The organism is Pseudomonas sp. UBA3153, assembly GCF_002364635.1.
In the GTDB taxonomy this organism is placed as follows: domain Bacteria; phylum Pseudomonadota; class Gammaproteobacteria; order Pseudomonadales; family Pseudomonadaceae; genus Pseudomonas_O; species Pseudomonas_O kuykendallii.
On sequence record NZ_DEYR01000042.1, the window covers coordinates 18,051 to 36,949 of the forward strand.

16 protein-coding genes are annotated in these 18,899 nt (G+C 66.7%); 4 read left to right on the plus strand and 12 right to left on the minus strand.

Translation table 11 applies throughout. The features are described from left to right. Positions 1-80: 80 nt before the first annotated feature. The 4 genes from B2X67_RS10685 to B2X67_RS10700 all read right to left on the minus strand — a co-directional run bounded on the left by B2X67_RS10685 (position 81) and on the right by B2X67_RS10700 (position 5,443). A complete protein-coding gene (locus B2X67_RS10685; RefSeq protein WP_286785481.1) occupies positions 81-1,463 on the minus strand; it encodes an ABC transporter substrate-binding protein in 1,383 nt (460 codons plus the stop codon). A 319-nt stretch (positions 1,464-1,782) separates the two neighbouring features. Further along, a complete protein-coding gene (locus B2X67_RS10690) occupies positions 1,783-2,529 on the minus strand; it encodes a GntR family transcriptional regulator (protein WP_282339291.1) in 747 nt (248 codons plus the stop codon). A gap of 133 nt (positions 2,530-2,662) precedes the next feature. Next, positions 2,663-4,942 (minus strand): phosphoenolpyruvate--protein phosphotransferase, encoded by a 2,280-nt coding sequence (gene ptsP, locus B2X67_RS10695; RefSeq protein ID WP_273234036.1) that lies wholly within the window; start codon positions 4,940-4,942, stop codon positions 2,663-2,665. A 21-nt stretch (positions 4,943-4,963) separates the two neighbouring features. Next, positions 4,964-5,443, minus strand: a complete 480-nt coding sequence (locus B2X67_RS10700) for an RNA pyrophosphohydrolase (protein WP_286785482.1) — start codon at positions 5,441-5,443, stop codon at positions 4,964-4,966. A gap of 188 nt (positions 5,444-5,631) precedes the next feature. Between B2X67_RS10700 and B2X67_RS10705 the strand changes: the two genes are divergently transcribed. Next, entirely contained in the window at positions 5,632-6,285 is a 654-nt protein-coding gene (locus tag B2X67_RS10705) for an HAD family hydrolase (RefSeq protein WP_286785483.1), read from the plus strand. Here the strand turns inward: B2X67_RS10705 and B2X67_RS10710 are convergent. Genes B2X67_RS10710 through ilvA form a run of 4 tightly spaced genes read right to left on the minus strand, consistent with a single transcriptional unit; the run spans position 6,272 to position 10,772 of the window. Further along, positions 6,272-7,498, minus strand: coding sequence for an MFS transporter (locus B2X67_RS10710; protein ID WP_286785484.1), 1,227 nt, complete (start codon positions 7,496-7,498; stop codon positions 6,272-6,274). The genes B2X67_RS10705 and B2X67_RS10710 overlap by 14 nt on opposite strands. Next, entirely contained in the window at positions 7,498-7,965 is a 468-nt protein-coding gene (locus B2X67_RS10715) for a DUF2269 family protein (RefSeq protein ID WP_286785485.1), read from the minus strand. Before B2X67_RS10715 ends, B2X67_RS10710 begins: the two co-directional genes overlap by 1 nt. Then, complete coding sequence (locus tag B2X67_RS10720; protein ID WP_286785486.1) at positions 7,962-9,233, minus strand: SDR family oxidoreductase; 1,272 nt, start codon at positions 9,231-9,233, stop codon at positions 7,962-7,964. The genes B2X67_RS10715 and B2X67_RS10720 overlap by 4 nt, the downstream gene beginning before the upstream one ends. A 3-nt stretch (positions 9,234-9,236) precedes the next feature. Next, complete coding sequence (ilvA, locus tag B2X67_RS10725) at positions 9,237-10,772, minus strand: threonine ammonia-lyase, biosynthetic (RefSeq protein WP_282339286.1); 1,536 nt, start codon at positions 10,770-10,772, stop codon at positions 9,237-9,239. Positions 10,773-10,892: 120 nt separating this feature from the next. On the opposite strand from ilvA, the gene rpiA reads away from it, so the two are divergent. Then, positions 10,893-11,564 (plus strand): ribose-5-phosphate isomerase RpiA, encoded by a 672-nt coding sequence (rpiA, locus tag B2X67_RS10730; RefSeq protein ID WP_286785487.1) that lies wholly within the window; start codon positions 10,893-10,895, stop codon positions 11,562-11,564. A gap of 225 nt (positions 11,565-11,789) precedes the next feature. Beyond that, on the plus strand, positions 11,790-13,736 hold the full coding sequence (locus B2X67_RS10735; protein ID WP_286785488.1) for an autotransporter outer membrane beta-barrel domain-containing protein: 1,947 nt from the start codon (positions 11,790-11,792) through the stop codon (positions 13,734-13,736). Positions 13,737-13,767: 31 nt separating this feature from the next. Here the strand turns inward: B2X67_RS10735 and B2X67_RS10740 are convergent, their stop codons facing one another. The 3 genes from B2X67_RS10740 to B2X67_RS10750 all read right to left on the minus strand — a co-directional run bounded on the left by B2X67_RS10740 (position 13,768) and on the right by B2X67_RS10750 (position 17,011). Then, a complete protein-coding gene (locus tag B2X67_RS10740) occupies positions 13,768-14,679 on the minus strand; it encodes an SdiA-regulated domain-containing protein (RefSeq protein ID WP_286785489.1) in 912 nt (303 codons plus the stop codon). A gap of 161 nt (positions 14,680-14,840) precedes the next feature. Then, entirely contained in the window at positions 14,841-15,506 is a 666-nt protein-coding gene (locus tag B2X67_RS10745; RefSeq protein ID WP_282340253.1) for a fumarylacetoacetate hydrolase family protein, read from the minus strand. Positions 15,507-15,619: 113 nt separating this feature from the next. Continuing rightward, positions 15,620-17,011: an FAD-binding oxidoreductase gene (locus B2X67_RS10750; RefSeq protein WP_286785491.1), complete on the minus strand. Its 1,392-nt coding sequence runs from the start codon at positions 17,009-17,011 to the stop codon at positions 15,620-15,622. 220 nt (positions 17,012-17,231) lie between these two features. Here B2X67_RS10750 and serA point away from each other — a divergent pair, with 220 nt between their 5' ends. Beyond that, positions 17,232-18,461: a phosphoglycerate dehydrogenase gene (serA, locus tag B2X67_RS10755; protein ID WP_273234021.1), complete on the plus strand. Its 1,230-nt coding sequence runs from the start codon at positions 17,232-17,234 to the stop codon at positions 18,459-18,461. Positions 18,462-18,522: 61 nt separating this feature from the next. On the opposite strand, the gene B2X67_RS10760 is transcribed toward serA, so the two are convergent. Then, the coding region (locus tag B2X67_RS10760) for a DUF523 domain-containing protein (RefSeq protein ID WP_286785490.1) at positions 18,523-18,899 on the minus strand (377 nt) is incomplete at its 5' end.

An 18,899-nucleotide genomic window follows, 5' to 3' on the forward strand; every position in this document is an offset into this window, starting at 1 on the left:
GGGGCACGGGCTCTGCGAGCCGCGTACAAGGCATTGCGGGTCGGCGGCGGGATCTGGCGTCCCGCTCGTCCGCTGCGGATTCAGTCGGCGGCGGCCACCTTGGCGTCGGCGAAGGCGGCCAGCGTCAGCGGCTTGCCTCCGGACTGGGCGACGTACTGTTCGGAATCGACCCTCTTGCGAAAGGCGACGACCGCGCCGGAAGCGTCCTGCACCAGGTAGGCCGACTTGCCGAACAGCTTGATCCCGCTCGGCTTGTCGTAGACATAGCTGGCGTTGACCTTCTTGCCCGCCGCGCCGGCCTGCTTATAGGCCTCGAGCATCGCCGCGACGCTGTCGTAACCGACTACGCCGGCGTCGGCGAACCAGATTTCCGCCGGCTTGAGCGCCGGATTGCCGGGGATCGGCTCGACCATCGCCTGCAGCGCCGCCGGGTAATCCTGGCCAGCGGCGGCGTAGGCCTTCTTCAGGTAGCTGTCGTCGATCCACTGGGCGAAGTCGAGGTCGGGAATCTGCTTCTCCTTCTGCAGCAGCGCGTGGTCGTACTTCAGCGCCTCGACCCAGGCCGGCTTGATGCTGGCGTCCATCGTGGTGATGCCGCCCGCGCTGAAGTAGAGATAGAGCACCTCCTTGTCGACGCCGGTCCACTCGGCCACCTGGGTCGCCGCGCGCACCGGATCGGCCTGGATCCAGCGCTGCGCCTCCAGCGTGGCCCGCAGCACCGCCTCGACCACTTCCGGGTATTCCTTCGCGTAGTCCTCGCGCACGACGATGCCGTGGAAGGTGGGAATGCCTGCCTCGCTGCCGTCGAAGATCTTCCGTCCGGTACCGCGGAACTCCATGATTTCCGACCACGGGCAGAAGTCGGCATGCGCGTCGATCTTGCCCGCGGCGATGTTCGCCGCGCCCACCGGCGGCGCCTGGTTGATGATCGTCACCTGGTCGAACAGCTTGGCGTCGCGCAGGGCTTTCAGCGTCATGCCCCAGGCGGCGCTGCCGACCGGCGTGGAAATCGACTTGCCGGCGAGATCGGCGAGGCTCTGCGCCGAAGAGCCGGTCGGCACCACGATGCCGTTGCCGGTGCCGCGGAGGTTGTAGCCGGTGATACCGACCAGGCGCGTCTGCAGCTTGCCGGTTTCCTGGAACTTGGCGCCGTTGACGATCAGCGGGTAATCGCCCATCACGCCGAAATCCAGCTTGCCGGCGAGCATCTGGTTGGTGATCGGCGGGCCGGAATCGTAGTCCTTGAAATCGATCTTGTAGTCGGCATCCGCGTACTTGCCGTCCTTGGGCAGGTATTTCTCGATCAGCTTGAGCTTCTCCAGGACCACGCCGCCGGAGACCGTATTGGTCACCATGCTCTGGTGGCCGATGCCGATACGGATGGTTTCGGCGAACGCTGGGTTGCCCAGCATCGACAGTGACGCGAACACGAATGACACGATCAGGCTTTTACGGTTGTTCATGGTTGTGCACCTGTAGTCCGGGCAACTTGTACTAACAAGCCATAACGGCTTCAAATACGGGTGCATTGGCCGTGCCACTTGGTCGCAGCAGGGTCATAGCCGCTTGTTTCTCAAGGATTATTTGATGGAGGGAGGCTCAGGCCTCCGGGCCGTTGCGGCACGCCGTTGCGCCCTCCGCTGGTGCGAGCGGAGCGGCCGGGTTCCAGCGAGGCGCAGGCCGCGCGCGGATCGATGCGACAAGTAGGACAAGTGCCGGCGCCAGCCGGCAGCAGAAACGAAGAGACCGCCCATGGACGGTCTCGGGGACTGTGCAAGGAAACTAGCGGTCGACGCGCAGGCGGTACTGGAACGCATCGCCGCGGTAGTAGAGGAACTCGAAATCCAGCGGCGTGCCATCGGCGGCATGGGTAAGGCGTTCGATGCGCATGATCGGCGCATCCACCGACACCTGCAGCGCCTTGGCCAGCTCGGCGTCGGCGAGTATCGCGTCGATGGCCAGGTCGGCGTGGCCCAGCGGCACGCCGCAATCGTTTTCCAGGATCAGGAAGATGTCACGGGTCACCAGGTCGGCTTTCTGCAGGCGCTCGCCGAGCGTCTGGCTCAGGTAGGTGACCTCCAGCGACACCGGCTCGCGGTTGATCAGCCGTACCCGCTTGATCTCGCAGACCGTGGTGCCCTCCGCCATCCCCAAGCGCTCCGCCACCAGCCGCCCGGCCGGCACGAAGCGCTGGCTGAGCATGCGGTTGAGCACCTCGTGGCCGGACGCCGACATCGCTTCCGAAAGGCCCTGCAAGGTGCTGACGTTCTGCACCGCCTTGGGCTTGGCGACGAACGTGCCCTTGCCGTGGATCTTGAAGATCAGCCCTTCCTTCTGCAGGTCGCCCAGCGCCTGGCGCACGGTGATGCGGCTGACCCCGTAGGCCTCGCCCAGCTCGCTTTCCGAGGACATCCGCGTATGCGGCGCGAACACCCCGTCGAGAATCTGCGCGCGCAGCAATTCCTTGAGCTGGGTGTACAGCGGCACTGGCGAATGGGGAATCAGTTGGGCGGGCGTCTTGGAGTTCATCGGGTACGCGTCATGACGAGTCGTGACATGAACTGTAAAGCAAGACTCGGCAGCCGGCCATGCGCCGCTGCGAACAACTCGCATCGGCGCCGGAGCAACGAACCGAGGAAACGGCGACGAGGCGCCGGCCGACTCAGGACTGGACGCTCGCCGCCGGGTTGATCACGCGGCCCAGGCCAAGGTTGCGCAACGCCAGATGCAGCGTGCTGTGGATGACCTGCGGGTTGTCGATGGTCATCAGTTGCGTCAGCAATTCCTTCGCCTTGCTCAGGCTGATCTGCCGCAGCAGCCACTTCACCTTGGGCAGGTTGGTGGCGTTCATCGACAGGCTGTCGAAGCCCATCGCCAGCAGCAGTACGGCGGCGGAAGGATCGCCGGCCATCTCGCCGCAGATGCTCACCGGCTTGCCCTCGGCATGCGCGTCGCGGACCACGTGCTGCAGCGCCTGCAGCACCGCGGGGTGCAGGTAGTCGTAGAGGTCGGCGACCCGCGGGTTGTTGCGGTCCACCGCCAGCAGGTACTGGGTCAGGTCGTTGGAGCCGACCGAAAGGAAGTCCACCTGCCGCGCCAGATCGCGGGTCTGGTAGACCGCCGCGGGGATCTCGATCATCACGCCCACCGGCGGCAGCGGCACGTCGGTGCCCTCGTCGCGCACCTCGCCCCAGGCGCGGTGGATCAGGTGCAGCGCCTCTTCCAGTTCGTGGATGCCGGAAATCATCGGCAGCAGGATGCGCAGGTTGTTCAGCCCCTCGCTGGCCTTGAGCATGGCGCGCGCCTGGACCAGGAAGATTTCCGGGTGATCGAGGGTGACGCGGATGCCGCGCCAGCCGAGGAACGGGTTGCTTTCCTTGATCGGGAAATACGACAGCGCCTTGTCGCCGCCGATGTCCAGGGTACGCATGGTCACCGGCAGTGGGTGAAAGGCGGCGAGCTGCTCGCGGTAGATCGCCAGCTGTTCCTTCTCGCTGGGGAAGCGCTGGCCGTTCATGAACGGCACTTCGCTGCGGTACAGGCCGACGCCCTCGGCGCCGCGCTCCTGCGCACGCACCACGTCGGCGAGCAGCCCGGTATTGACCCACAGCGGCATGCGATGACCGTCCAGCGTCTCGCACGGCAGCGCGCGCAGCGCGTCCAGGCCCTGGGTCAGCTGGCGCTCCTCCTCGACCACCTCGGCGTACTGCCGGCGGAGGATTTCGCTGGGGTTGGTGAAGACCTCGCCGTGGTAGCCGTCGACGATCAGCTGGATGCCGTCGACCTTGGAGTACGGCAGGTCGACCACGCCCATCACCGTGGGAATGCCCATGGCACGGGCGAGGATCGCCACGTGGGAGTTGCCCGAGCCCTGCACCGAGACCAGGCCGACCAGCTTGCCCTGCGGCACTTCGCCGAGCATCGCCGGCGACAATTCCTCGCTGACCAGGATGGTGTTGTCGTCGTAGACCAGGTTCTGCTTGCGCTCTTCCTGCAGGTAGGCGAGCAGGCGGCGGCCGATGTCGCGCACGTCGGAGGCGCGCTCGCGCAGATAGTGATCGTCCATCAGCTCGAAGCGTTTGACGTGCTCCATCACCACCTGGCGCAGCGCGCCTTGGGCCCACTGGCCGGTGCGGATCACGCGCTTCACTTCCAGGCCGATGGAGGCGTCGTCGAGCATCATCAGGTAGACATCGAACAGCGCGCGCTCTTCCTTGCGCAGCTGGCTGGCGAGCTTGCTGGACAGCTCGCGCATGTCCTGGCGCACGCCTTCGAGCGCCGCCTTGAAGCGCTCGACTTCGGCCTCGATGTCCTTGATCGGTTTGTCCGGCACCACTTCGAGGTCCGCCGGCGGCAGCACCACCACCGCGGTACCGACCGCCGCGCCGGGCGCGCCGGGCACGCCGACGAAGCGCGCCTCCTGGATACCCTTGCCCTGGCGGCCCAGGCCGCGGATCGAACCGGTGGCCTCGGCGTGGGCGATGACGCCGGCGAGCTGCGCGCTCATGGTCACCAGGAAGGCTTCCTCGCCCTCGTCGAACTGGCGGTTTTCCTTCTGCTGGATCACCAGAACGCCCATCACCCGGCGATGGTGGATGATCGGCGCGCCGAGGAAGGAGGCGTAGCGCTCCTCGCCGGTCTCGGCGAAGTAGCGGTAGCGCGGGTGATCGGAGGCGTTTTCCAGGTTGAGCGGTTCTTCGCGGGTGCCGACCAGGCCGACCAGGCCTTCGTTCGGCGCCATGCTGACCTTGCCGATGGAGCGCTTGTTGAGGCCCTCGGTAGCCATCAGCACGAAGCGGTTGGTGTCCGGATCGAGCAGGTAGACCGAGCAGACGTGGCTGCCCATGGCCTCCTTGACCCGCAACACGATGATGCCCAACGCCGCCTTGAGGTCCTTGGCGGCATTCACTTCCTGGACGATCTTACGCAGCACGTTGAGCATGGCTCGGCTCTAGGTCGGTGGTCAGTCCCGCGCCAGCAGGCGTGGGGCGAGTTCTTTCAGGGCCCGGCGGTAAACCTCGCGCTTGAAGGTCACCACCTGGCCTAGCGGATACCAGTAACTGACCCAGCGCCAGCCGTCGAACTCTGGCTTGCCGGTCAGGTCCATGCGCACCCGCTCCTCCGTGCCAGTCAGGCGCAGGAGGAACCATTTCTGTTTCTGGCCGATGCACAGCGGCTGGCTGTTGGTGCGCACCAGGCGCTGGGGCAGGCGGTAGCGCAACCAGCCGCGGGTGCAGGCGAGGATGCGCACATCCTGCTCCTCGAGACCGACTTCCTCGGTCAACTCGCGAAAAAGCGCTTCTTCGGGGGTTTCGCGGTCGTTGATACCGCCTTGAGGGAACTGCCAGGAATCCTGATTGATGCGACGCGCCCAGAGCACCTGCCCGACATCATTGGTCAGGATGATGCCGACATTGGGGCGGAAACCATCAGGATCGATCACGGCGAACAACCTCGTAAACGCATGTTTCGGCATTGTTCCATAAAAGGGCACGCGGCCGAAAGGCGGCTGGCGCCTGCGCGCCGCGATTCGCCGAAATCGCCGTCGCGGCGTGCCGCTAATGCCGGCGTACCTGCAGCGCGCGGGGCTTTTTCGCTATGCTGCGGGCTTTTCGCCAAGAGAGGTTCACCGTGCGCCTGGCCCTATTCGATCTCGACAACACCCTCCTGGGCGGCGACAGCGACCACGCCTGGGGCGACTGGCTGTGCGCCCGCGGCATCCTCGACGGCGTCGCCTACAAGGCGCGCAACGACGCCTTCTACCAGGACTACCTGGCCGGCAAGCTGGACATCCAGGCGTACCTCAACTTCAGCCTGGAAATCCTTGGCCGCAGCGAGATGCGGCAACTGGCCGACTGGCACCTGGAGTTCATGAAGGAATGCATCGAGCCGATCATCCTGCCCAAGGGCGAAGCGCTGCTCGCCGAGCACCGCGCGGCCGGCGACAAGCTGCTGATCATCACCGCCACCAACCGCTTCGTCACCCAGCCCATCGCCGCGCGACTGGGTGTGGAGACACTGCTCGCCACCGAGTGCGAGATGGCCGACGGGCACTACACCGGGCGCACCACCGACGTGCCCTGCTTCAAGGAAGGCAAGGTCACGCGGCTGAACCGCTGGCTCGCGGAGAATGGCCTGGACCTCTCCGACAGCGCCTTCTACAGCGACTCGATGAACGACCTGCCGCTGCTCGAGCAGGTCACCCGCCCGGTCGCCGTCGACCCCGACCCGACCCTGCGCGCCGAGGCCGAGCGCCGCGGCTGGCCGGTCATCACGCTGCGCTAAGCGCCGCCGCGCCCCGGTTGCGCCACCACAATCCGGCCAGCACGGCGAGCATCAGCCCGCCGCCGCCGTACAGCCAGATGAAACCGCCGGGCAGCGCCACCAGCAGGAACGCCAGCACCGGCCCCAGCGCGGCGCCCAGATCCTGGGCCACGGAGTAGCGCGTCATCGCCCGCACCACGTCGCCGCGCCGGGCGGCATCCGCCGCCAGCGCATCGTTGAGCGTGGTCAGCGCGGTGCACAGCAGCATCACCAGCAGGCAGGTCGGCAGCCACAGGCCCAACGGCAACCCGCTGCCGAGTCCGGCGAACCCCAGCGCGCCCAGCACCAGCGTGCCGATCAACAGCGGCAGGCGGCCGCGCGCACCGTCGCTCCAGTGACCGATGCGGCCACCCAGCCAGGTTTCCCAGCTCCAGCGCGCCGCCTGCAGCAGCCCGGACAGCGCGGTGACGCTGAGCAACAGGCCGAACAGGTCGATGCGGGCGCCGTAGTAATGCTCGATCAGGGCGCTGAGCGTCGCGGCAAGCACGCCCTGTATCAGCAGCGCGATGCAGAAGCCACTGAGCACCACGCGGTTCCAGAAGCGTCCGAGCAGCGGCTCGCCCTGCGCCACCGCCGCGGCAGCGGACGTCGCCTGCTCGTGGCCTGGCGGCAGCCGGAAGCCCATCAGCAACAGCGGGATGCCGAGCAGCGAGGCGATGCCGAAACCGGCGGCCAGCGCCGGCAATCCGTAGCGCGGCACCAGCAACCCGCCGATCAGCATGCCGCCGAGGCTGCCGAGCCGGTACAGCCCGTTGTACAGCCCCATCGCCCGCCCGCGACCGCCCTCGGCCGCGCTGTAGACCACCGTCGACATGCCGCCGATGCGGAAAAACGACCAGGCCACGCCCCACAGCGCCCGCAGCGCCAGCCAGGCGACGAAGCTGCTGGCCAGCGCGTAGCCGAGCGTGGTGATGACGCCGAGAACAACCGCCAGCAGCAGCCCGGTCTTCAGCGAGATGCGCCGGTACAGCGCGCCGATCAGCGGGTTGAACGGCAGGCGCACCAGCCGGTTCACCGACAGCAGCACGCCGACCTGCCAGAGCGAATCCAGCCCCGCCTCGCGCCAGTAGATCGGCAGGGCGATATAGAGCATCGAGTCGCCGGTCAGACAGAGGGCGGTCACCAGCGCCACGACGACGACGGCGGAGGGGGCTTTTCTGGCTGCCTGCGTCATCAAAAGCCCTTGTTCACCATGAGATGGAAGATGATCAGAAAAGCCGCGAACGCCGGCCAGCCGAGGATGAACCACAGGCGCATGTAGCGCGCGGCGACCGGCGCGATGGGCGTGCCGTCGCGCAGCGCGTCCTCGGCGAGGCGATGGATGCGGATCTGCAGCCAGACCACCGGAAGCCAGCAGGCGCCGGCGAACACGTAGAGCCCCAGGCTCCAGAGCAGCCACGGCTGGGTGATGTCGAAGCCGGCCAGGTGCGCCAGAGCCAGCCCGGAAAGCGGCTGGAACACCGCCGCGGTGGCGGTGAACACCCAGTCGGCGAAGACCAGGTGGCGGAAGGTCACCGCGATCACCTCGACGCGGCCGCTGAGCCAGGCGCGCAGGCTGTAGTAGGCCGAACCCAGGCCGGTGCCGAAGAGGACCGTGGACGAGAGGATGTGCAGGGTCTTGAGGGTCAGGTAGAAGCTCATCGGCGCATTTGTCCAGCTCCAGGCTCGGTCCACAACAGCCAGAGCGTGGCGACCATGAGGACCAGATTCTTGCCCAGCGCAGCGAACGGATCGAACCAGTAGTACGGCAGGATCGCCGTGAGGATCAAGCTGTAGCCGAGCATCAGCGCCAGCTGCGCGCGCAGGGCCGGCTTGCGCCAGCGACGGCTGAGCAGGCCGAGGCCGAGCAGCGCGTCGCAGACGGCACCGACGCGAACCACCCAGGCCGCGCCCTCGCCGCGCACGCCGGCCTCGGCGAGGATGCTCAGGCCCCAGTTGAAGCCCGGCCCGAGGCAGACGTAGGCGGTGCCCAGCCAGACCAGCAGCAGGGTCGCCAGCAGCAACGGGCGCAGGGCATCGCTGGCGGTGCTGCGGGCGTCCGGCCACTCGTGCAGGCGCGCGCGCAAGGGCGCCACGCGGTAGCCGCAGGCATCCTGCAGCGGCTCGCCGGAGGCGATGTTGTCGCGCCGCGCCAGCGTGCGCGTCTGCGAATTCAGCGCGCGCCAGCCAAAGGTGTCGCCGAGGAAGGCGCCGATCGCCGCCAGCCAGCCCGGCAGCGCGAAGGTCAGCGCGCGCCCGCGGCCCTGCTGGCGACGCAGCAACTGGACGATCTCGGCCTGGGTCATCGGCTCGCCGCCCACCACCGGCAGCACGCAGGATTCCTCCGGCCAGTGCCGCAGCAGCGCCAGCACGGCGCCTACCAGATCGTCGATGTGCAACGGCTGCAGCTGCGCGCGGGTATCCAGCAGCGGCGCCAGCGGCCACACCGACAGGCGCCCGAGCCAGGCGCTGCTGGCGCTGCCCTGGCCGAGTACCAACGACGGGCGCAGCACCACGGCCGGCACGCCGAGTTCGAGCAGGTGGTCGTCGGCGATGGCCTTGCTCGCCAGAAAGGGCACGTCGCGCTGGCTGCCGGCGCCCAATGCAGAAATGTGGATGACCTTCACCGGCCATTGCGCGGCGAGATCGAAGAGCGCGCGGGTACCGCGGTGCTGCACGCGGTCGAGGTGTTCGGCGTCGGTATCGAGCAGCCCGGCGGCGTTGATCAGCAGCTCGACCTGCTCCGGCCAGCCGAACGCCGTGGGGTCGTCCGCCAGCGTGGCGAGGTCCAGCGCGCGCCAGCTTACGCCCGGCAGCTCGGCGCCCCTGCCCGAGCGCGAGGTGGCGACCACTTCATGGCCGCCCGCCTGCAGGGCCGTCAGCAGGTGACGGCCGATGAAACCGCCCGCGCCCACCAACAGGATGCGCATCGGTCAGCCGAGGAACAGTTTGTAGGCGGGGTTCTCGGTCTCGTCCCAGTAGGGATAGCCGATGGCTTCCAGCGCGGCCGGCACCTGGTGACGCTCCTCCGGCGGCACCTGCAGCGCGGCCAGTACGCGACCGTCGGCGGCGCCATGGTTGCGGTAATGGAACATCGAGATGTTCCAGCGCCCGCCGAGCTTGTTGAGGAAGTTGAACAGCGCGCCCGGCCGCTCGGGGAACTCGAAGCGCAGCACCATCTCGTCGTCGACCTGCGCGCTGTGGCCGCCGACCATGTGGCGGATATGCAGCTTGGCCAGCTCGTTGTCGGTCAGGTCGAGCACCGGGAAGCCCTGGCCACGGAGGTTTTCCACCAGCGCCGCGCGCGGGTCGTTCTCCGGGTGGGTCTGCACGCCGACGAATATCTGCGCCTCGCGCGCGCTGTGGTAGCGGTAGTTGAATTCGGTGATCTGGCGCTTGCCGATCGCCTCGCAGAAGGCCTTGAAGCTGCCGGGCTGCTCGGGGATGGTCACGGCGATGATCGCCTCGCGCTTCTCGCCCAGCTCCGCGCGCTCGGCGACGTGGCGCAGGCGGTCGAAGTTGACGTTGGCGCCGGAGTCGATCGCCACCAGTGTCTGCCCGCGCACGCCGTCGCGCTCGACGTACTTCTTGATCCCGGCCACGCCCAGCGCGCCGGCAGGCTCGGTGATCGAGCGGGTGTCGTCGTAGATATCCTTGATCGCCGCGCAGATTTCGTCGGTGCTGACGGTGATCACTTCGTCGACGTAATGCCGGCAAATCTCGAAGTTGTGCAGGCCGATCTGCGCCACGGCGACACCGTCGGCGAACAGTCCGACCTGCGGCAGCACGACGCGCTCGCCGGCGGCCAGCGCCTGCTGCAGGCAATTGGAGTCGTCCGGCTCGACGCCGATGACCTTGGTCTGCGGGCGCAGGTACTTGATGTAGGCGGCGATCCCGGAAATCAGGCCGCCGCCGCCGACCGGAACGAACACGGCATCCAGCGGGCCCTGGTACTGGCGGAGGATTTCCATCGCCACGGTGCCCTGACCGGCGATCACGTGCGGGTCGTCGTACGGGTGGATGTAGACGTAGCCCTTTTCCTCGACCAGTTTCAGCGAATGCGCCAGCGCCTCGGGGAACGCGTCGCCGTGCAGCACCACCTTGCCGCCGCGGGCGCGCACGCCCTGCACCTTCAGCTCGGGCGTGGTGCGCGGCATGACGATGGTCGCCTCGATGCCCAGCTCGCGGGCAGCCAGCGCCAGGCCCTGCGCGTGGTTGCCGGCCGAGGCGGTGACCACGCCGCGCGCCAGTTCCTCGGCGGACAGCTGCGCCAGCTTGTTGTAGGCACCCCGCACCTTGAAGGAATACACCGGCTGCAGGTCTTCACGCTTGAGCAGAATCTGGTTGCCCAGGCGCTCACTGAGCTGCCTGGCGGGCTGCAGCGGGGTTTCCACGGCGACGTCGTAGACGCGCGAGCTGAGGATCTTCTTGACGTACTGTTCGAGCATCACGGCTTCACTGGCGGGCACTTCGGGGACCCGGAAGTCTACTCCAGCCGTTCCGCCACGGACCACAACGAATGCGCGGTTTTGGCGGTTCGCACGGCTATAATGGTGTCTTTTGAAAGCCCCAGCGGCGCGGAAACGGACATGACCCAGGACCAACTCAAGCAGGCGGTGGCACAGGCCGCGGTCGACTTCATTCTCCCCAAACTCGACGCCAAGAGCATCGTCGGCGTCGGCACCGGCTCCACCGCCAACTGCTTCATCGACGCGCTGGCCCGGCACAAGATGGAGTTCGACGGCGCCGTGGCCAGCTCCGAAGCCACCGCCGCGCGCCTCAAGGGCCACGGGATTCCGGTCTACGAGCTGAACACGGTCAGCGACCTTGAGTTCTACGTCGACGGCGCCGACGAAGCCAACGACCGCCTGGAGCTGATCAAGGGCGGTGGCGCCGCGCTGACCCGCGAGAAGATCGTCGCCGCGGTGGCGCGCACCTTCATCTGCATCGCCGATGGCAGCAAACGCGTGCCGCTGCTCGGCGGCTTCCCGCTGCCCGTGGAGGTGATCCCCATGGCGCGCAGCCACGTCGCCCGGCAGATCGTCAAACTCGGCGGCGATCCGGTGTACCGCGAGGGCGTGCTGACCGACAACGGCAACATCATCCTCGACGTGCACAACCTGCGCATCGACAGCCCGATGGCGCTCGAGGAAGACCTCAACAACATCGTCGGCGTGGTCACCAACGGCCTGTTCGCCGCGCGCCCCGCCGACCTGCTGTTGCTCGGCACCGCCAACGGCGTGCAGACGCTGACCCGCTGAGGGCGGCCACCCGGCCGTTTCTGCCGCCAGGCGAAGCGCACCTGCCCGGTGCGCTTTTTTTATGGCTCTGGAACGGGCCTCACAGCCAAATGTAAAGAGCCTGATACAAACGTGTACAAAGGCGACTCATCCATACAGTCAGGCGCCAACCTGACGTTCGTGCCAGGTTAAGGCGCACATCCTGCAAACGGCTCCACGCCAAAAAACAAACCGCAGGAGCGTCTCGTGTCAAAGCTTTCGATTCTGAGCCTGGCCCTGGCCAGTGCACTGCTGCCCAACTGGGCAGGCGCATACGAGTACGGCGAGCATGCCGCCACTACACTCGACACCCTGATCAACGACTATCCGGGTCGCTATCGGGGGACCGCCAACTTCGCCGGCGCCGCGGACTGGATGGCGGCGCAGATGGGCAACAGCTACACCCTGAGCCGGCAGAATTTCACCTGGTCCAACGGCACCCGCGCGTCGCAGAACGTCATCGCCTCCGCCGCCGGCACCACCGACCGTTATGTGGTCATCGGCGCCCACTTCGATACCTACTATGGCAGGCCCACCCTGCAAGGCCTGGACGACAATGGCTCCGGTGCCGCGGTACTCACCGAGATCGCGCGCAACCTCGGCGGCCTGAAGATGGAGAACGGCGTGCAGATCGTCGGCTTCGGCGCCGAGGAAGAAGGCCTGCGCGGCTCCGCCGCCTACGTCGCCTCGCTGGACGCCACCCAGCGCGCCAACATGCTCGGCATGATCAACCTCGACAGCCTGATCACCGGCGACATGATGTACGCCCACGCCGGCATCAACAGCGCGGAGAACCCCGCGTTGGCCGCCTGGCGCGAACAGACCTTTCGCATCGCGAAGGAGCTGAACATCGAGCTGCACAGCAACCCCGGTCTCAACGACGAATATCCAATTGGCACGGGCTGCTGCAGCGACGGCGAATCCTTCGAGGACCTCGGCGTGCCGATCCTCTACGTCGAGGCGACCAACTGGGACATCGGTGACCTGGACGGCTACGAGCAGACCACCAACCCGGCGATTCCCGGTGGCGCGACCTGGCACAACCCGACGCTGGACAACGAGGACGTGCTGACCGACGCCTTCGGCGCCGAGCGCATCGAGCAGCGCCTGCGCGACTACTCGCGCCTGCTCAGCCGCCTGGTGCTGGAGCTGACCAACGCCGACCTGCTGGCCTCCACCGCGTCCGGCGGCGCCGTCGCGCGCAACATGCAGGACAACCTGCAGCGCCAGCACCAGACCCTCAGCCGCCTGCACGAACGCCGCTGGCTGACGCTGCAGAGTATGAGTCGCGAAACCGGCAGCTTCGACGGCGAGATCGGTGCCGACGGCGAAATCGCCCCGGACCAGGGCTTCGACGAGGCTCCGAACCCGGAGGCACGGCGCTTCGGCCTGTACATGCTGGGCGACTATCAGCTCAGCGACAGCCTCACCCTGGGCGCCAGCCTGAGCTACCAGAACGGTCGCGACGAGCTGGAGCATCGCGGCAAGTTGGACAACGACACCTGGCTGGCCGGCGTCTACGCCCTGCTCAACGACGGCGGCCCAGCCTGGCTGGCCGGCGACCTCAGCCTGGGTCACGCCAGCTTCGACAGTGATCGCCAGCTGCAGATCCAGAGTGACGGCGGCCCGGTGCTCCTCGACCAGGAACTCAGCGGCGACACCAGCGCGCTGTTCTGGAGCGCCCGCGTCGAAGGCGGCTACGACTTCAGCTTCGGCGAACTGCGCAGCGGCCCCTTCGCCGGCCTGGACTACAGCCACTACCGCATCGACAGCTTCAACGAACGCGAAGACCTGCGCACCGCCCTCGGCTACGAGGATCAGACCTTCGACTCGCTGGAAGCCAGCCTCGGCTGGCGCCTGCGCGGCAACCTGGCGCTGGGCAACGGCATGCAGTTGCAGCCCTACGGCAGCGTGGCACTGGTCAAGGAACTGGGTGACGGTCGCCTCGAAGACATCGACCTGGTCAGCCGTGGCGATCGCCAGGTGCGGGTCGCCGAACTCGGCAGCGTGGACACCCGCTTCGGCCGCGCCCAACTGGGCAGCCGCCTGCTGATCAACCCGATGTTCGCTGTGTTCGCCGAAGCGAACAGCCGCTTCGGCCACAGCGAAGGCAGTCAGACCGGCTACTCGCTGGGGGTCAGCCTGCAGTTCTGACGCAAGACGCCACGCCGCAACGGCGTGGCGTTCACCTGGCGGGTTTCTCGAACTTGTAGAAGAGGTTCGGCTCGCTGACCACGTACAACGCGCCCTCGTCGTCCATCGCCAGACCCTCGGCCTGCGGGACGCTTTTCGCCAGGCCGTTCTGCCCGGCGCGCAGCGACAGGCTGCTGATCGGCCGGCCCTCCACGTCCAGCTCCAGGATCATCCGCGACTCGTCGGAGAGCACCAGCAGATGGCCGCTCTGGCGGTCGTACTCGAGACTGGAAAGGTCGCGCACGAATAGCCTGGCATCCCGCTTGCGATCCTCCAGTACGTGCACCGAGATCGACTCCGGCGACGTGCCGTAGGGGAACCCGCGGACCTCGTAGATCCGCACCGGATCGCGCTCCTTGGCGACGAACAGACGCTTGCCCGCGGTATCGTAGCCGAGCCCCTCAAAGCCTTTGTTGCCGTTTGTGCCGATCCCCAAGGAGAGCTTCTGCGCCGAGCTCGCGTCGACCGAGCGGGTGTCCTCGTCCAGTTGCACGCGCACCAGTTGCTGGCGGCGCTCGTCGGCGATCACGTAGACGTTGGGTTCGATGTACTCGACCGCCTCGGGGTCCTTGAAACCCACCAGCTCGACGCTGCGCAGCAGGCGCCCATCCAGCGACAGCTCGACCAGACGCTGATGCTTGTTGGTCACCGAGAACAGCGTCTTGCGGTCCGGGTCGTAGGTCAGCGCCGAGAGGTCCTCGTCGAGGCCTTCGATCGGCTGGCCGTCCAGCGTCACCCGGTAATCGGGCAGCCATACCGAGCGCGCTTCCCACGCATCGGCGTGGCGCCATTCCTGGAGCGCGAACCAGCCGCGCTCGAACAGGCGGAAGTACTGTCCGCTGAGCACCAGCAGGACGGCCAGCGAGGCGGCCAGGAGTATTTTCGGATTCAGGGCGACACGCATCGAAACTACTACTCGGAAGGGGAAGGTGGCGCAGGGATATCAGGCGGAGCTTACGCCGAGCTGAACGCCCGGCAGGATGCCCGATGAGGCTTTCGCCAAGCCGTCGAAAGCCCGTCGGATCATCGCCCTCGGTGGCCCGCCGCGCGGCGGGCCGCCGGACGTCAAAGCACCTGGCTGTCGAAGCTCGAACGGCCGACCAGTTCCAGCTTCAGGGTGCTGCCCGAGGCGAGCGGACCGACGCCCACCGGCGTACCGGTGGAGATCACGTCGCCCGGTTGCAGGCTGAAGTGGCTGGCGATGTGCTGGATCAGCGGCAGGATCGGGTTGAGCATGTCGCGACTGTTGCCGTCCTGGCGCACTTCGCCGTCGATCACCAGGCGGATGCCGATGTCGCCCAGGTCGCTGATCGAATCGCCCGGAACGAACGGCGCGAGGACGAAGGCGCCGTCGAACGACTTGGCCAGCTCCCACGGGTAGCCCTTCTCCTTCAGCTTGGCCTGCACGTCGCGCAGGGTCAGGTCGAGGGCCGGGGCGAAACCGGAGATGGCGTCGATGACTTCCTCTTCGCTCGGCGTGCGCGACAGCGGCTTGCCGATCAGCACGGCGATTTCCGCCTCGTAGTGCACCGAACCGCGATCCTGGGGAATGCTGAAGCCGCCGGCGATCGGCACCACGCAACTGCCCGGCTTGATGAACAGCAGCGGTTCAGTCGGCACGGCGTTGTTGAGTTCCTTGGCATGCTCGGCGTAGTTGCGACCGATGCAGACCACTTTGCCCATGGGGAAGTGGATATGGGTGCCGTCGACATATTGATGCTGGTAACTCATGGGGCGACTCCTTGGGCAGGGGTGGAAGAGAAAACCGTTGGGGTTTCAGACCGCAGGCCGGGCCAGCGCCCGCCTGCGTAACTGCATGAAGCGCATCCCCGTGCCCGCGGCGCTCAGGCGAAGATCTTGCCAGGGTTCATGATGCCGTTCGGGTCGAACGCGGCCTTGATGGCCCTCATGTAGGCTATTTCAGCCGGTGAGCGGCTGTAGGTCAGATAATCGCGCTTGGTCATGCCGACGCCGTGCTCGGCGGAGATCGACCCGTTGTACTTCTGCACCGTCTCGAACACCCACTTGTTCACCGCGGCGCACTTGCCGAAGAACTCGTCCTTGCTGAGATTGGCCGGCTTGAGGATGTTCAGGTGCAGGTTGCCGTCGCCGATGTGTCCGTACCAGAGCACTTCGAAATCCGGATAGTTGGTGCTGACGATGGCATCGATGTCGGCCAGGAAAGCCGGCACTTTCGAGACGGTGACCGAGATATCGTTCTTGTACGGGGTGAAGGGCGCGATGGTTTCCGAGATGTCCTCGCGCAGCCGCCAAAGGTTGCGCAGCTGGGTTTCGCTCTGGCTCATCACGCCATCGACCACCCAGCCCTGTTCGACGCAGTGCTCGAAGGTGGCCAGCGCCTCGTCGGCGCGCTGCTCGGTGATGGCCTCGAATTCGAGCAGCGCATAGAAGGCGCAGCGGGTCTCGAACGGCGCCGGGATGTCGCCGCGGTCGAGGATCTTGCCCAGCGCGTTATCGGCGAAGAACTCGAAGGCGGTCAGGTCCATCTTGCTCTGGAAGGCGTGCAGCACCGGCATGATCGACTCGAAGTCCGGCGTGCCGAGGACCATCGCGGTGAGGTTGGTCGGCTGGCGCTCCAGGCGCATGGTGGCCTCGACGACGAAGCCCAGCGTGCCTTCGGCGCCGATGAACAGGTGGCGCAGGTCGTAGCCGGTGGCGTTCTTCGCCAGGTCCTTGTTCAGCTCCAGCAATTCGCCCTCGCCGGTGACGACCTTCAGGCCGACCACCCAGTTGCGGGTCATGCCGTAGCGGATCACCTTGATCCCGCCGGCGTTGGTGCCGATGTTGCCGCCGATCTGGCTGGAGCCGGCCGAAGCGAAGTCCACCGGGTAGTACAGGCCGTTTTCCTCGGCGAAATTCTGCAGCTGTTCGGTGATCACGCCGGGCTGGCAGACCACCGAGCGGTCGGTGGCGTTGAAGTCGAGGATGCGGTTCATGTAATCGAACGCCACCACCACCTCGCCATGCGCGGCGACGGCGGCGGCCGACAGCCCGGTGCGGCCGCCCGAGGGCACCAGCGCGACGCGATGCTGGTTGGCCCAGCGCACGATGGCCTGCACTTCCTCGACGGTCTTCGGAAAGACGATGGCGGACGGCGCCGGCGCGTAGTGCTTGGTCCAGTCCTTGCCGTAGGTGTCCAGCGACGCGCTGTCGGTCAGCACCTTGCCGGGCTCGACCAGGGTTTTCAGCGCTTCGATCAGGGCGGGGTCGATCAGGGCAGCATCGGTCATCAGTGCAACTCTCGTGTCGTTCATGCGCCACCTGAGAAGCTTTCAGGTCGCAGCCAAGCCAGAAAAAAGGAGATCATGTTAGCATGCGCTCCCCGTGGATCGCGCCTCCCAGGCGATTCCGGGCGGTTTCACACGAGCAGCCCCGGGCTGCCGTCTCCTGCCACTTTTGCCGGATTACCGGCTCCGGGACAACAGGTTCAAGCAGATGAGCAAGACCTCCCTCGACAAGAGCAAGATCAAGTTCCTTCTTCTCGAAGGCGTCCACCAGAATGCCGTGGATACCCTGAAGGCGGCTGGTTACAGCAACATCGAATTCATCAAGACGGCGCTCTCCGGCGACGAACTGAAGAACAAGATCGCTGACGCCCACTTCATCGGCATCCGCTCGCGCACCCAGTTGACCGAAGAAGTCTTCGACTGCGCGAAGAAACTGGTGGCGGTCGGCTGCTTCTGCATCGGCACCAACCAGGTCGACCTGAACGCTGCCCGCGAGCGCGGTATCGCGGTGTTCAACGCGCCCTACTCGAATACCCGCTCGGTGGCCGAACTGGTGCTCGCCGAAGCCATCCTGCTGCTGCGCGGCATCCCCGAGAAGAACGCTTCCTGCCACCGTGGCGGCTGGATCAAGAGCGCGGCGAACTCCTTCGAGATTCGCGGCAAGAAGCTCGGCATCGTCGGCTACGGCTCGATCGGCACCCAGCTCTCGGTCCTCGCCGAAGCGCTGGGCATGCAGGTCAGCTTCTACGACGTGGTGACCAAGCTGCCGCTGGGCAACGCCACCCAGGTCAGCAACCTGCACGACCTGCTCGGCCAGAGCGACATCGTCACCCTGCACGTGCCGGAACTGCCGTCCACCCAGTGGATGATCGGCGAGCGCGAGATCCGTGCGATCAAGAAGGGCGGCATCCTGATCAACGCCGCCCGCGGCACCGTGGTCAAACTCGACGCGCTGGCCGAAGCGATCAAGGACGAACACCTGATCGGCGCGGCCATCGACGTGTTCCCGGTGGAGCCCAAGTCCAACGACGACATCTTCGAAAGCCCGCTGCGCGGCCTGGATCGCGTGATCCTGACCCCGCACATCGGCGGTTCCACCGCCGAGGCGCAGGCCAACATCGGCCTGGAAGTCGCCGAGAAGCTGGTCAAGTACAGCGACAACGGCACCTCGGTGTCCTCGGTCAACTTCCCCGAAGTCGCCCTGCCGGCGCACCCGGGCAAGCACCGCCTGCTGCATATCCACCAGAACATTCCGGGCGTGATGAGCGAGATCAACAAGGTCTTCGCCGACAACGGCATCAACATTTCCGGTCAGTTCCTGCAGACCAACGACAAGGTCGGCTACGTGGTCATCGACGTCGATGCCACCTATTCCGACCTGGCGCTGGAGAAGCTGCACCAGATCAACGGCACCATCCGTACCCGCGTGCTGTTCTAAGCGCGGCGCGGCAATGAAAAGGGAGGCCTCGGCCTCCCTTTTTCATGCGCGGGCGAAACGGTTAGCCGCGCCCCTCCAGCTCCGCCAGCGCCTGCGTCACCTCGGCGAACTGCCCCTCGTGGAACACCCGCACACCGGCCTGGCGCAGCAGCGCGGCGGTCACGCCTTCGCCCTCGACCAAGGTGCCGGAGAAGCTGCCGTCGTAGTTCTGCAGGTTGCCGCAGGAGGGGCTGCGCGCCTTCAGCACGGCCAGGCGGATGCCGTGCTGGCGAACCAGGGCCAGGGCGACCTCGGCGCCACGGACGAAGGCCGCGGTGACGTCAGTGCCGTCGACGGTGAGCACCGGCAGACGCCCGTCGAGCACCTCGGCGCCCTGCCCGCCGGGGATTTCCGCCGGCGGGCGCGGCGTCGGCAGGCCCCCGGCAGATCGGAAGAGCG

Coding starts and splice junctions, on each gene's coding strand:
- B2X67_RS10685 (WP_286785481.1), bottom strand. CDS start 1,463: ATGAACAACCGTAAAAGCCTGATCGTGTCATTCGTGTTCGCGTCACTG.
- B2X67_RS10690 (WP_282339291.1), bottom strand. CDS start 2,529: ATGAACTCCAAGACGCCCGCCCAACTGATTCCCCATTCGCCAGTGCCG.
- ptsP (WP_273234036.1), bottom strand. CDS start 4,942: ATGCTCAACGTGCTGCGTAAGATCGTCCAGGAAGTGAATGCCGCCAAG.
- B2X67_RS10710 (WP_286785484.1), bottom strand. CDS start 7,498: ATGACGCAGGCAGCCAGAAAAGCCCCCTCCGCCGTCGTCGTCGTGGCG.
- B2X67_RS10715 (WP_286785485.1), bottom strand. CDS start 7,965: ATGAGCTTCTACCTGACCCTCAAGACCCTGCACATCCTCTCGTCCACG.
- B2X67_RS10720 (WP_286785486.1), bottom strand. CDS start 9,233: ATGCGCATCCTGTTGGTGGGCGCGGGCGGTTTCATCGGCCGTCACCTG.
- rpiA (WP_286785487.1), top strand. CDS start 10,893: ATGACCCAGGACCAACTCAAGCAGGCGGTGGCACAGGCCGCGGTCGAC.
- B2X67_RS10740 (WP_286785489.1), bottom strand. CDS start 14,679: ATGCGTGTCGCCCTGAATCCGAAAATACTCCTGGCCGCCTCGCTGGCC.
- B2X67_RS10745 (WP_282340253.1), bottom strand. CDS start 15,506: ATGAGTTACCAGCATCAATATGTCGACGGCACCCATATCCACTTCCCC.
- serA (WP_273234021.1), top strand. CDS start 17,232: ATGAGCAAGACCTCCCTCGACAAGAGCAAGATCAAGTTCCTTCTTCTC.